The organism is Sphingomonas sp. IC4-52, from assembly GCF_020707225.1.
In the GTDB taxonomy this organism is placed as follows: Bacteria; Pseudomonadota; Alphaproteobacteria; order Sphingomonadales; family Sphingomonadaceae; genus Sphingomonas.
Window position 1 is genome coordinate 646,580 of sequence record NZ_JAJFEU010000001.1, and the last position, 12,149, is coordinate 658,728.

Below are 12,149 nucleotides of genomic sequence, written 5' to 3' on the forward strand. Positions count from 1 at the left end.
GCGGGCCGATCAGGAAATGATCGCGACGAGGCCGGCCAGCGTGACGGCGACCGCGAGCGCGAAGAGGATCAGCCACGTCCGCAAGGATTGCCCCCGCCGCGCGCGGCGCACCATCCCGATCGTGCCGAGCAGCGCACCCAGCCCGACCGAGATCGGCACCACCCCGCCGAGCATCGCGATGCCGGGCTTCGGATCATCATTGAGCGGCGGCAGGCGCAGCACATTGTGCCACAGGTGAACGAAGAGGAGCGCGGCGAGCAGCCCAAGCGCTGCGCCGCCGACAAGGCCGGCGGTGCCCGCCAGCACCGCCCTGCCCGTCATTTACTCGGCCGCCTCGCTGGTGACGACCGGCGGTTTCCAAACCAGCTTCGGCTTGCGCGCGGCCAGCGTTTCGTCGAGCCGGCTGCGCGGCGCAAAGTGCGGCGCGGTCTTGAGGCTCTGGTCGCCCGCCTTGGCCCGCTGCGCCACCGAGCGCAGTGCGCCGATGAACTGATCCAGCGCCGCCTTTGACTCCGTCTCCGTCGGCTCGACCAGCATCGCCCCGTGGACGACCAGCGGGAAATACATGGTCATCGGGTGGAAGCCCTCGTCGATCAGCGCCTTCGCCACGTCGATCGTCGAGAAGCCTTCGGGGAAGCCTTCGTCGGAGAAGATTGCCTCGTGCATGCACGGGCCCGAGAAGGCGAACGGCGCGTCGAGCGTGTCCTCTAGGCTGCGCAGGACGTAGTTGGCGTTGAGCACCGCATCCTCGGCGACCTGGCGCAGGCCATCGGCGCCGTGGCTGAGGATGTAGGTCAGCGCGCGGGTGAACATGCCCATCTGGCCGTGGAAGGCGGTCATGCGGCCGAACGTGTCGGGATGATCGTCGCCGGCCGTCTCTTCCTCGATCAACGCGATATGACCGTCCTTCATCCGCGCGGTGAAGGGCAGCGGGCCGAACGGGGCCAGCGCCTCCGACAGCACGGTCGGGCCGGAGCCCGGGCCGCCGCCGCCATGCGGGGTGGAGAAGGTCTTGTGCAGGTTGATGTGCATCGCGTCGATGCCGAGGTCGCCGGGACGCACGCGGCCGACGATCGCGTTGAAGTTCGCGCCGTCGCAATAGACATAGGCGCCGGCAGCGTGGACCGCGTCGGAGATCGCCTTCAGGTCACGCTCGAACAGCCCGCAGGTATTGGGGTTGGTGATCATCACCGCCGCCACGTCGGGCCCGAGCCGCGCCTTTAGCGTCTCGGTATCGACGCGGCCCTCCGGCGTTGCCGGGATGTCCTCGACGGTGAAGCCGGCAAAGGCCGCGGTCGCCGGGTTGGTGCCGTGGGCGCTTTCCGGGACCAGCACGACCTTGCGATGCCCCTCACCGCGCTTTTCCAGCGCTGCCTTGATGCACAGGATGCCGCACAATTCGCCATGCGCGCCAGCCTTGGGGCTCATCGCGACGCCGTGCATACCGGTCAGTTCGATCAGCCACATGGCGAGTTCGTTGATGACGCCGAGCGCGCCCTGCACCGTATCGACCGGCTGGAGCGGGTGAACGTCGGCGAAGCCGGGGAGGCGCGCCATCTTCTCGTTCAGGCGCGGATTGTGCTTCATGGTGCACGAACCGAGCGGAAAAAGGCCGAGGTCGATGGCGTAGTTCTGCCGGCTGAGCCGGGTGTAGTGGCGGACCGTTTCGGGCTCGCTGAGGCCCGGCAGGCCGATCGGCGCGGTACGCGCGAGGTTGCCGAGGCGCGCGGTCGATACCTCGCCGCCGGCGAAATCGACCCCGGTGGTGTGCGCGTCGCCAATCTCGAAGATCAGCGCCTCTTCCAGCATCAGCGCCTTGTTGCCGGTGAAGGTGGCGGGGGCGCCGCCTTCATTGGCCTCAGGCGACGTGGGCTTCCAGCCGCTCTGGTTGATGGTCATGCCAGCACCTCCTGAAGCGCGGTCGCCAGCGCCTCGATATCCTCGTCGGTCACGGTTTCGGTCACCGCCACGACCAAGCCATTCTCCAGCGCGCCCTCGCCCGGATAGAGCCGGCCGAGCGACACGCCGGCGAGCACGCCGCGGTCCGCCAGCGTGCGCACCAGTGGGCGCGCCTCCTGACCGAGATCGAGCGTGAATTCGTTGAAGAAGCTGTCGTTGACGACGCGAACGCCGGGCACCTTCGCCAGGCGATCGGCGGCACGGCAGGCCTGGGCGTGGTTGATCCCCGCCAGCCGGCGAAGGCCTGCCTCGCCCAGCAGCGTCATGTGGATCGAGAAGGCCAGCGCGCACAGGCCGGAGTTGGTGCAGATGTTGCTGGTCGCCTTCTCACGGCGAATGTGCTGCTCGCGGGTGGAGAGCGTCAGCACGAAGCCGCGACGCCCATCGGCATCCACCGTCTCGCCGCACAGGCGGCCGGGCATCTGGCGGACATATTTGTCCTTGCAGCCGAACAGGCCGACGTACGGGCCGCCGAACTGGAGCCCGACGCCGATCGACTGGCCCTCGCCCACGACGATGTCAGCGTCCATCTCGCCCGGCGACTTGATCGCGCCGAGTGCCACCGGCTCGGTGACGACGGCGATCAGCAGCGCCTTCTTCGCGTGGCAGGCGTCGGCCAGCGGCTGAAGATCGGTGATGCGGCCGAGGATGTCGGGGTACTGCACGACGACGCAGCTGGTATCGTCATCGATGCTGGCGATCAGCGCGTCGACGTCAGTCTCAGCCGTCAGCGCGGGAAGCGAGGTTTCAAGCGCGTCGCCGGTATATTTCGCCATCGTCTTGGCGACGGAGACGTAATGCGGGTGGAGACCGCCCGACAGGATCGCCTTGGCACGCTTGGTGATGCGGCGCGCCATGCCGATCGCTTCCCAGCAGGCGGTCGATCCGTCGTACATCGACGCGTTCGCCACATCGGTTCCGAGCAGGCGCGCGACCTGCGTCTGGAACTCGAACAGCATCTGCAGCGTGCCCTGCGCGATTTCGGGCTGGTAGGGCGTATAGGCGGTCAGGAACTCGCCGCGCTGGATCAGGTGGTCGACGCTGGCGGGGACATGGTGGCGATACGCGCCGCAGCCGAGGAAGAACGGCGCCTCGCCGGCGGACAGATTCTGCCGCGCGAGCTTCGTCATGTGGCGTTCGACCGCCAGCTCGCTGGCATGCGCGGGCAGGTTCGCGATCGGGCCGGAAAGGCGCGCGGATTCGGGCACGTCGACGAACAGGTCGTCGATCGAGCCGGCACCGATGACGGCGAGCATCTCGCGGCGGTCATGGTCGGTAAGCGGTAGGTAGCGCATTCGATACACTCCTCCCCTCCCACCAGCGGGAGGGGCTGACAGGGTGTGTCACCCTCACGCGGCACAGCGCCGGCGGAGAGACCCCACCCCAACCCCTCCCCTGAAGGAGAGGGGCTAGTTGCCAATCACAGCTTCGCGACGAAGGCCTGGTAGGCGGTTTCGTCCATCAGGCCGTCGAGCTGTGACGCGTCCGACAGGGTGAGCTTGAAGAACCAGCCCTCGCCTTCCGGATCGGTGTTCACCAGGCCAGGCTCATCGGCGAGCGCCGCATTGCCCTCGATCACCGAGCCCGAGACCGGCGAATAGACGTCGCTGGCGGCCTTCACGCTTTCGACCACGGCGGCCTCGTCACCCTTGGCGAGCGACTTGCCGGCTTCCGGCACGTCGACGAACACGATGTCGCCGAGCTGGCCCTGCGCATAATCCGAGATGCCGACCGTGCCGACATCACCGTCGACGTCGATCCACTCATGATCCTCGGTGAAATAACGGCTCATCTTACTTCGCTCCTCGGACGTAGCGGTGGGGGACGAATGGCATGGGGGTGACGGTGGCGGCGTGGACCTTGCCACGCTGCGAAAGCTGGATGCGGGTGCCCGGCGTCGCCATCGCGCGCGGAACGTACGCCATGGCGATCGGTGCCCCCACGGTCGGCGCGAAGCCGCCGGAGGTGACGTTGCCGACGGTGCTGCCGTCTTCATCGAGCACGGTGGCGCCCTCGCGCACCGGCTGGCGCCCTTCCACCAGCAGGCCGACCCGCTTGGTGACGGGGCCGTTCTCGCGTTCGGCGAGGATGCGCTCGGCACCGGGGAAGCCGCCTTCCTCGCGACGGCGCTTGAACAAGGCGAAGCCGAGGTCCGCCATCACCGGCGTCGTCTCGGGCGACAGGTCATGGCCGTAGAGCGGCAGGCCCGCCTCGAGCCGCAGCGAATCGCGAGCGCCAAGGCCGATCGGCTTCACCTCGGGCTGCTCCAGCAGCGCATCGGCGAACGCCTCGGCAGCCTCTGCCGGGATCGAGATCTCGAAACCGTCCTCGCCGGTATAGCCCGAGCGGCTGACCCACAGGTCATGCCCCTGCCAGGTGAAGGGTGCGGCCTGCATGAACACCAGCGCATCGACACCGGGAACCAGCCGGACCAGCGCCTCCACTGCCTTGGGCCCCTGCAGCGCCAGCAGCGCATGGTCCTCCATCAGGTTCAGCGTGATGTCGTCCGGCAGATGATCGAGCATGTGCGCGATGTCGTCGTACTTGGTCGCGCCGTTGACGACCATGTAGATTCGCTCGCCATCCTCGTCGGCCGGCAGGCGGGTCAGCATCAGATCGTCGAGGATGCCGCCGCCCTCGTCGAGCAGCAACGAATAGCGTGCGCGATTGAGCGCGAGGCCGGCGATGTCAGCGGGCATCATCGCCTCGAGCGCGGGCACCAGCCCCTCGCCGCGGAACGTGATCTGCCCCATGTGGCTGACATCGAACAAGCCGGCGCTTTCGCGCGTCCACAGATGCTCGGCCATGATGCCTTCGTACTGCACGGGCATCCAATAGCCAGCGAACTCGACCATCCGGCCGCCGCGCGCACGATGCCAGCCGTCGAGCGGCAGCGTCATGGTTTCGATGATTACGTCTTCGTCGTCGTGATCGCTCATCGCGGATCGTCCGTCTTCAAGGGCGATCGTCCGCCATTGCTGGCGAAACGAACCGGACCCCCTCTGTCACGGAACCTGAGAGCTTTCGCACGGATGTGCCGTGCTTACACCTTCGGTGGGCCACGCCGCTGGCGGGGCCGCTTTCCAGAGCGTCGATGGGTATGCGCGGTCCCTGCTGCCTGAGAGATTCCGGGGTGGTTGCTCCTTCGGCGGCGGATCGTGCCTGAAAGGCCATCCGCGCTCTCCCGCGCGCCCACGCCGGTTGCCCGGCATCGACATTTGCGCCTGTGGCGGGGTGCGCGGGGCGAGTCAATCGCCCACGCACGGCCGCTACATTGGGTAAGCCTTCAGCGCTGCGCGTTGTAGCGCAACTGATCCGGTGTGAGCTGGAAACCGACCAGTGCCTCGAAGCTGGCGGAAAGCACCGCCTGCCGCACTTCCGGCGTGGAAAGCGGATCGATGGCGGCATCCTGATCGCCCGCCTTGCGCTTGCGGGTGAGTTGTTCGCGCACCGATTCGGGGAGAGTCGCCGCCGCGCGGTTCACATTGGCGCTCGCCTGAGCCGACGTGCTGGCAAGCGCCTGGCCCGGCTCGAACCGGATCGCGACGGCGCCGACGCGCTTGGCCACCACCTGGCTGCCGCCGCGAACGACGGTGATGAAGTACGGCAGGGTCACTTCACGCGGGCCATCCGTCCGGGTGCGACGAGCGCGAACGTCGAAGGTGACAGTGCTGACCACTTCGGCACCGCTGTCGTCGCAGGTGCTGCGAACATTGGTGATCGCGGCCGTTACGTCGATGGCGCTGGCGTCCTGGCTGGTCGCCGGGTCGAACAGGGTGATGTCTCCCGTACCGGTCGGCACGCCGACAACCGGGCAGGCGGTACGCACCGCGGTAATCCCGACGCCGCCCTCCAGAGAGATGTCGCCGCTCTTGGCGCAACCGCCAGCGAGCAGGACCAGGGCGAGCGGGGCAACGCCAAACGCGGGGCGAAACGCGGAGGTGCGAAAGGACACGTGCGGAGAAACCTTATGCGAACGGGTACGAAGTGCCCGCGCGCTCATAACCGCCTTCCGTGCAGGCAGGCAATCGCGTAAGCGGCAGGGATGACCGACAAGCCAGCGCTCGAACTGCTGATTGCCGCCCCGCGCGGCTTCTGCGCCGGAGTGGACCGCGCGATCCGCATCGTCGAACTGGCGATCGAGAAGCACGGCGCCCCCGTCTACGTCCGCCACGAGATCGTCCACAACAAGTTCGTCGTGGACTCGCTGAAGGCGAAGGGTGCGATTTTCGTGGAGGAGCTGGACGAGGTGCCCGATGGCGCGCCGGTCGTCTTTTCCGCACACGGCGTGCCCAAGTCGGTACCCGCTAATGCCGAGGCGCGCGGGCTGGAATATCTGGATGCCACCTGCCCGCTGGTGTCGAAGGTCCATCGCCAGGCGGAGCGGCTGGTAGCGGCCGGCCGGCATATCCTGTTCATCGGCCATGCCGGCCACCCCGAAGTGATCGGCACGTTCGGGCAGGTGCCGGATGGCGCGATGACGTTGATCGAGGACGTGGCCGACGCCGAAGCGCTGCAGCCCGCAGATCACGACAACCTCGCGTTCCTGACGCAAACCACGCTGTCGGTGGATGATACCGCCGAGGTGGTGCGCTTGTTGCAGCGACGCTTCCCGAACATGCAGCCGCCGCGCGGCGAGGATATCTGCTACGCCACCTCCAACCGGCAGGCGGCCGTAAAGGCGATCGCCAGTGCGTGCGACGCGGTGCTGGTGATTGGCGCGCCGAACTCGTCCAACTCGCTGCGGCTGGTTGAAGTGGCCGAGCGCGAAGGCGTACCCGCGCGGCTGATCCAGCGTGCCGCGGATCTCGATTGGTCGTTTCTTGAGGGTGTCGGTACGCTGGGCGTCAGCGCGGGGGCGTCGGCTCCCGAGCTTCTGGTGCGCGAACTGGTGGACCTTTTGTCCACCCGCTACGAGGTGACCGAGCGCGAGGAAGAGACGACGCGCGAAACGATCGCGTTCAAGCTGCCGCGCGCGCTCGACGCGGCTGCCTGACGCGCTGCGCCTGACGGCCGGCAGGCGAGCGGAAGATCGGCCTATTGATGTGTCAGGGGGATGCCGGCGTGCCGGCATGACGATCGCATATGGCGGTTTATACTCATGTGTCGGCGGAAGCACTTTCCGCCTTTCTGCGGCGCTATGACGTTGGCGAGCTGGTCTCCGCGAAGGGGATCGCAGAGGGGGTCGAGAACTCCAACTATCTCGTGGATACCACGCGTGGGCGGTTCATCCTGACGCTGTACGAAAAGCGGGTCGCAGCGGACGACCTGCCCTTCTTCATGAGCCTGCTCGATCATCTGGATGCCAAGGGCTTGCCAGTCCCGCCGGCGATCAAGGATCGCGACGGACGCGAGATCCAGGAGCTGGAAGGGCGTCCGGCTTGCCTGATCAAGTTCCTGTCGGGCGTATCGCTGTCTCATCCGACCGCGGCGCAAGCGCTGGCGGCGGGTGATGCCATGGGCGCGATGCACCGCGCCGTCGCCGACTTCACGCCGACACGCCCGAATTCGATGGGTGTGGAGACATGGCGACCGTTGTTCGAACGGTGCGGGCGCAGCCTTGATGATATCGCGCCGGGGCTCCACGACGATCTCGCCTTCGCCTTGGACAATGTGGAGGCGAATTGGTGCGGCGCGGACTTCGAGCGCAGCGCGATCCACGCCGACCTCTTCCCCGACAATGTCCTGATGCTTGGCGACAGGGTCACCGGGCTGATCGACTTCTATTTCGCGTGCACGGACATCCGCGTCTATGACCTGGCAGTGATGCACACCGCCTGGTCGTTCGATGCAAAGGGCGGCAACTATGATGCACAGGTCGGCGATGCGCTCATCGCCGGGTACGAGCGGCACTTCTCATTGTCCTCGCTTGAGCGGGCAAGGTTTGGCACGTTCGCCAGCGGCGCCTGCATCCGCTTCGCCCTTTCGCGTGCATGGGACTGGCTTAACACCCCGGCTGACGCGCTGGTCGTTCGCAAGGACCCGCTCGCCTATATGCGGCGCCTCAAACATTATGATCCGGAACTGGTGACACGCGTTCGATGACCGAAATGACGAAGGTGGAGGCGTTCACCGATGGCGCGTGCAAGGGCAATCCGGGACCGGGCGGCTGGGGCGCGGTGCTGCGCATGGGCGCGCATGAAAAAGAGCTGTCCGGCGGCGAAGCGCTGACCACCAACAACCGGATGGAGCTGGCTGCCGCGATCGAGGCGCTGAACGCTTTCACGCGGCCCTGTCACGTCACCTTGTACACCGACAGCCGCTACGTGATGGACGGGCTCACCAAGTGGATCCACGGCTGGCGGCGGAATGGCTGGAAGACGGCGGACAAGAAACCGGTGAAGAATGCCGAGCTATGGCAGGCGCTGCTTGAGGCGGCGGCACGTCACCGCGTGGAGTGGCAATGGGTGAAGGGCCACGCCGGCCATCCGGAAAATGAACGCGCGGATCGCCTGGCGAGCGACGCCGCGGTGGCCGCCGGCAAGCGCGGCTGAAAGGCCCTGGCGCTCCGGCGGGCCCCGTCCGCTACCCTCGCCGCGACAACGTGGCTCAGACGCGGGCGAAGCGGGTCGGGGCGTAGCGTTCGATGTCGATCGTACCGGCGAGCGCAGGAACTTCGCTAAGCAGAAGCGCGGCCCCGATCATGGCAGCGGCTGGTGCGGTCTGAATACCGAAGCCACCCTGCCCCGCAAACCAGAAGAAGCCGGGTGCGTCGGCAGCAAAGCCATAAACAGGCAAGCGATCCTGCGCGAAACTGCGCAGTCCCGCCCATTTGCGCTCAAGCTGGGTTATCCGCCAGTCTACCGCCTGTTCGAAGCGATCGATCGCAATCGCGACATCGAGTTCTTCCGGCTGAGCGTCCGCAGGATCGGAAGGCGTTTCATCGTGCGGGCTGAGCCACAGGCGACCGCCAGCCTCAGGCTTGAAGTAGAAATCCCCGCCGATGTGAACAACGTGCGGAACACCCGGCGCTGGCGCGGGATCGGTCTTCAACTGCACCATGGTGCGTCGGTAAGGCTGAATGTTCAGGGGCGATGCACCAGCCAAGCGCGCTACGTGGTCGGCCCAGGCCCCGGCGGCGTTCACCAGCACCGCAGCCTCATACACGCCAGCCGTGGACTCCAGTCGCCAGAGGCCGCGAGTGCGGGTTGCACCCGTCAGCGCGGCACGCAGGACCAGTTCCGCACCGGCCCGGCGCGCGCGCGTCAGGGCCTCGGCATGGAGCGCGGCCACGTCGATATAGGCGCAGGTCGGCTCCATGATGCCGATGGTCCAGCCAGGGCGAAGCCCGTGCACGTGATCTCGCGGATCAACTGGGACAAGCGGAACGCCGCTGTCCGCGAACGCCGCGAGGAAGGCCTCGGCCTCAGCAGCTTCGAAGGCGCGGCCGATGTGAAGCGAGCCCAGCGGATCAAGGAAGCCTCCGGCCCGGAGGCTCTCGCCCGAGGCGGTGGTGAGTGGCTGTATTCCGGGCCCGCCGTACGTTTCCGACCAGAAGGCCGCCGATCGCCCGGTCGCGTGGTAACCCGGAACCTCCTCAGCCTCGATCAGCAGCACGCGGGCGCGCGCGCCAAGTTCCGCCGCAAGCGACGCTCCCGCCATGCCGGCGCCGACGATGGCGATGTCGTAGGTCACGGCAGACGAGTCGCGAGGTATTCGTCGATAGCGGCGAGCGCGCGGTTCCTGACAGGATCAGCCTCGCGCAGGATCTCATGGGCGCATTCGCGACCAAACTCACGCAACTCCGCGTTCGGGAGCTTGCCGGCCACCCTCGCCGCTGCGCGAGGGTCGACCAGCCCGTCTTCGGCCGCGATCAGCATGAGGATGGGAGTGCTCAGCGTCGCCAAGCGGGGGTCACTACGCTGCCGGCGGGTCGAGGCGAACGCCTGAACCAGCCAGGACCAGCTGGGCGGCCCCAATCTGATCTCGGGCACCTGATCATACCACCATTGCTCGTCGGCATAGCGGCTGGCGTCGCTGGTCAGGAGTTGTTGCCGCTTTCTTCGGCTCGCGGGCCGCTCATTGCCCTTCCAGGCGGCGCGCGCCGGATCGCCCAACCTGCACATGATCTGCGCCAATCCTTCGCCAAGCCGCGCGGCGATCGGCGCCTTCAGCCCGAGCATCGGAGCGATCAGGACCGCTGCGTCTGGATCGATCACCTGATCCAGCAGCGCTTGCAGAATAAGGTGCCCGCCCATGGAATGACCAATGGCGACGCGCGGGCCGGCAACGTCCCAGTCGTCCCAGAAGGCGGCGAGATCACTGAGAAACGGTGCGAAGTCTTCGGCATGGCCGACATGCGGATCGGGCGAGAGCCGGCCGGAGCCACCCTGCCCTCGCCAGTCGAATGCCGCGATCGACCAGCCCGCCCGGTGCCAGTGTTCGAACGATTCGAGATATTTCTCGAACACGTCGCCGCGCCCCGTCTGAAACAGGATCCCGCCACGACCGGAGCCGCGCCAATCGAAGCGACGAAGTTGCCACCCGTCCGGAGCGGACCAGCACGCAACGGTCGCGTCGGCCGGGATGGCCCGGCGGATCGGAGCAGGCATATTCATGGCGAGGCGGCTTGGTTACGGTTTCGCAAGCCATTCCGTCTAGTGCCGCCTCTTCATGGGGTTGAATTTTCTTTCCTGGGCGCTGCCGGTGATTCTCGGCCTTCTGCTCCTGTCGGCTGGCATCGAAGACGCCCGCGTGCGTGAAATCGCCAATTGGAAGAATGCAACCATCGCGCTGCTCGCGCCGCTGTGGTGGTTCGCGATCGGTATTGCGCCCTGGCCCGGCATGGTCGTTCAGATCGGGGTGGCGCTGGTGGTGCTTGTGCTCTTCTGCGTGGCTTTTCACTTCGGCCAGATGGGCGGCGGCGACGTGAAGCTGATCGCTGCGCTGGCGCTTTGGATGCCGGTGGGAGCTTTGGTCCAGCTTTTGCTGGTCATGTCCATCATCGGCGGCGCTCTCACAATAGTGATGCTGATTGATCACAGGATCCGTAAAAACAGCGGAAATCCCGAGATCCCTTATGGGGTGGCGATAGCTATCGCCGGACTGATCGGGCTGCGCGAACCGCTTCTTAACCACTTCACCTAATCATACGCCAGCATGGGCAACACTGGCCAGCGCTGATGCGAAAGGCACGATGATTCATGGATAGTCGCAAGGTCATATTGCTGATTGGCGCGTTGTTCGTCGCAGCGATCACTGCCTTCATGGCGCGCTCGCTCATCATGGGCACCAGCGCGCCGCAGGCCGGTGCCGTTCCCGGCGCACCGGCGCCGGTCCCGGCCGGGCCCAAGGTGCTGGTCGCCACGCGCGCCCTGCCCGTCGGGACCATCCTGGACCCCGGTTCGGTGAAGTTCCAGCCTTGGCCAGCCGAGCTCGTCGAAGGCGCCTATTATCAGGAAACGGCCGATTTCGACATGCGCAGCGTGCTCGGCACGGTGGTGCGCAATCAGATCACCGCCGGTCAGCCGATCACGCAGGGCGCGCTGGTGAAGCCCGGCGATCGCGGCTTCCTGGCGGCGGCACTCGGCCCCGGAATGCGGGCGGTGACTGTTCCCGTCTCGACCCAGTCCTCCGTTGCCGGTTTTGTATTTCCGGGCGATCGGATCGACCTGCTGCTGACGCAAAGCGTCGAAGGCGGCGGGGACGGCCCGCCGCTGCGCGTCGCGGAAACGATCCTGCGCAACCTGCGCGTACTCGCGACCGACCAGCGCACCAACCAGGAGAAGGACGAAACCGGCAACACGGTGGTCCACGCCTTCTCCACGGTGACGATCGAGGCGACGCCGAAGATCGCCGAGCAGATTGCGGTTGCCCAGACCATGGGCACCATCTCCCTGTCGCTTCGCTCCATCGCGGACAACACAGCCGAACTGGAACAGGCGATTGCGTCGGGGGACGTGAAGGTGCCGGAAGGCAGCGATCCCAAGGCCGAACGCGCGATGATCCTGCAGCTTGCGAGCGCGCCCCAGGCCGGCGATCCCACCTATGCCGTTGGCGCCGACGTATCGCGCTTCCAGCGTCGGACGGTTCCAGGCCGCCCGCAGCAGCAATCAATGATGGTGCCAAACGCCCCCAGCGCGGTCGGACCGACGCCCTACCCCGGCGCACCGGCACGCGTGTCCGGCCCGGTCGTGAGGATCGCGCGCGGCAACAACGTGACCGAAGTGCCGGTCGGAGGGAAGAACTGA

Annotated in this window: 13 protein-coding genes and 1 riboswitch; of the genes, 5 read left to right on the forward strand and 8 right to left on the reverse strand. The window is 66.7% G+C overall.

Translation table 11 applies throughout. From position 1 onward, the window contains the following. Nucleotides 1–9 precede the first annotated feature (9 nt). The 6 genes from LK535_RS03170 to LK535_RS03195 all read right to left on the reverse strand — a co-directional run bounded on the left by LK535_RS03170 (nucleotide 10) and on the right by LK535_RS03195 (nucleotide 5,914). Nucleotides 10–321 carry a hypothetical protein gene (locus LK535_RS03170; protein WP_227770427.1) on the reverse strand — a complete coding sequence of 104 codons (312 nt, stop codon included), beginning with the start codon at nucleotides 319–321 and terminating at the stop codon, nucleotides 10–12. Next, nucleotides 322–1,899, reverse strand: coding sequence for an aminomethyl-transferring glycine dehydrogenase subunit GcvPB (gene gcvPB / locus LK535_RS03175; protein ID WP_227770428.1), 1,578 nt, complete (start codon nucleotides 1,897–1,899; stop codon nucleotides 322–324). Beyond that, complete coding sequence (gene gcvPA, locus LK535_RS03180; protein WP_227770429.1) at nucleotides 1,896–3,254, reverse strand: aminomethyl-transferring glycine dehydrogenase subunit GcvPA; 1,359 nt, start codon at nucleotides 3,252–3,254, stop codon at nucleotides 1,896–1,898. Before gcvPA ends, gcvPB begins: the two co-directional genes overlap by 4 nt. A gap of 125 nt (nucleotides 3,255–3,379) precedes the next feature. After that, nucleotides 3,380–3,751, reverse strand: coding sequence for a glycine cleavage system protein GcvH (gene gcvH, locus LK535_RS03185; RefSeq protein WP_088335045.1), 372 nt, complete (start codon nucleotides 3,749–3,751; stop codon nucleotides 3,380–3,382). A gap of 1 nt (nucleotide 3,752) precedes the next feature. After that, on the reverse strand, nucleotides 3,753–4,898 hold the full coding sequence (gene gcvT / locus LK535_RS03190; protein ID WP_227770430.1) for a glycine cleavage system aminomethyltransferase GcvT: 1,146 nt from the start codon (nucleotides 4,896–4,898) through the stop codon (nucleotides 3,753–3,755). Nucleotides 4,899–5,054: 156 nt separating this feature from the next. Continuing rightward, a riboswitch (glycine riboswitch) is annotated at nucleotides 5,055–5,156 on the reverse strand. A gap of 89 nt (nucleotides 5,157–5,245) precedes the next feature. Beyond that, a complete protein-coding gene (locus LK535_RS03195) occupies nucleotides 5,246–5,914 on the reverse strand; it encodes a hypothetical protein (protein WP_227770431.1) in 669 nt (222 codons plus the stop codon). 90 nt (nucleotides 5,915–6,004) lie between these two features. Here LK535_RS03195 and ispH point away from each other — a divergent pair, with 90 nt between their 5' ends. From ispH to rnhA, 3 genes are all read left to right on the forward strand, one after another. Next, nucleotides 6,005–6,955 (forward strand): 4-hydroxy-3-methylbut-2-enyl diphosphate reductase, encoded by a 951-nt coding sequence (ispH, locus tag LK535_RS03200; RefSeq protein WP_227770432.1) that lies wholly within the window; start codon nucleotides 6,005–6,007, stop codon nucleotides 6,953–6,955. A gap of 89 nt (nucleotides 6,956–7,044) precedes the next feature. After that, nucleotides 7,045–8,004: a homoserine kinase gene (gene thrB / locus LK535_RS03205; RefSeq protein ID WP_227770433.1), complete on the forward strand. Its 960-nt coding sequence runs from the start codon at nucleotides 7,045–7,047 to the stop codon at nucleotides 8,002–8,004. Next, on the forward strand, nucleotides 8,001–8,453 hold the full coding sequence (gene rnhA / locus LK535_RS03210) for a ribonuclease HI (protein ID WP_227770434.1): 453 nt from the start codon (nucleotides 8,001–8,003) through the stop codon (nucleotides 8,451–8,453). The genes thrB and rnhA overlap by 4 nt, the downstream gene beginning before the upstream one ends. Nucleotides 8,454–8,508: 55 nt before the next feature. On the opposite strand, the gene LK535_RS03215 is transcribed toward rnhA, so the two are convergent. After that, nucleotides 8,509–9,594, reverse strand: coding sequence for an NAD(P)/FAD-dependent oxidoreductase (locus LK535_RS03215; RefSeq protein ID WP_227770435.1), 1,086 nt, complete (start codon nucleotides 9,592–9,594; stop codon nucleotides 8,509–8,511). Continuing rightward, complete coding sequence (locus LK535_RS03220; protein WP_227770436.1) at nucleotides 9,591–10,517, reverse strand: alpha/beta fold hydrolase; 927 nt, start codon at nucleotides 10,515–10,517, stop codon at nucleotides 9,591–9,593. The genes LK535_RS03215 and LK535_RS03220 overlap by 4 nt, the downstream gene beginning before the upstream one ends. A 55-nt stretch (nucleotides 10,518–10,572) precedes the next feature. On the opposite strand from LK535_RS03220, the gene LK535_RS03225 reads away from it, so the two are divergent. Both LK535_RS03225 and cpaB read left to right on the forward strand, forming a co-directional pair. Continuing rightward, the gene (locus tag LK535_RS03225) at nucleotides 10,573–11,046 is read left to right on the forward strand and encodes a prepilin peptidase (protein ID WP_227770437.1); all 474 of its coding nucleotides are present in this window, start codon (nucleotides 10,573–10,575) and stop codon (nucleotides 11,044–11,046) included. A 56-nt stretch (nucleotides 11,047–11,102) separates the two neighbouring features. Then, the gene (gene cpaB, locus LK535_RS03230; protein WP_227770438.1) at nucleotides 11,103–12,149 is read left to right on the forward strand and encodes a Flp pilus assembly protein CpaB; all 1,047 of its coding nucleotides are present in this window, start codon (nucleotides 11,103–11,105) and stop codon (nucleotides 12,147–12,149) included.

Bases quoted from the DNA above. Each gene is read 5' to 3' on its own strand.
- cpaB (WP_227770438.1), top strand. From the start codon at position 11,103: ATGGATAGTCGCAAGGTCATATTGCTGATTGGCGCGTTGTTCGTCGCA.
- gcvT (WP_227770430.1), bottom strand. From the start codon at position 4,898: ATGAGCGATCACGACGACGAAGACGTAATCATCGAAACCATGACGCTG.
- ispH (WP_227770432.1), top strand. From the start codon at position 6,005: ATGACCGACAAGCCAGCGCTCGAACTGCTGATTGCCGCCCCGCGCGGC.
- gcvPA (WP_227770429.1), bottom strand. From the start codon at position 3,254: ATGCGCTACCTACCGCTTACCGACCATGACCGCCGCGAGATGCTCGCC.
- LK535_RS03220 (WP_227770436.1), bottom strand. From the start codon at position 10,517: ATGAATATGCCTGCTCCGATCCGCCGGGCCATCCCGGCCGACGCGACC.
- thrB (WP_227770433.1), top strand. From the start codon at position 7,045: ATGGCGGTTTATACTCATGTGTCGGCGGAAGCACTTTCCGCCTTTCTG.
- rnhA (WP_227770434.1), top strand. From the start codon at position 8,001: ATGACCGAAATGACGAAGGTGGAGGCGTTCACCGATGGCGCGTGCAAG.
- LK535_RS03225 (WP_227770437.1), top strand. From the start codon at position 10,573: ATGGGGTTGAATTTTCTTTCCTGGGCGCTGCCGGTGATTCTCGGCCTT.
- LK535_RS03170 (WP_227770427.1), bottom strand. From the start codon at position 321: ATGACGGGCAGGGCGGTGCTGGCGGGCACCGCCGGCCTTGTCGGCGGC.
- gcvH (WP_088335045.1), bottom strand. From the start codon at position 3,751: ATGAGCCGTTATTTCACCGAGGATCATGAGTGGATCGACGTCGACGGT.
- gcvPB (WP_227770428.1), bottom strand. From the start codon at position 1,899: ATGACCATCAACCAGAGCGGCTGGAAGCCCACGTCGCCTGAGGCCAAT.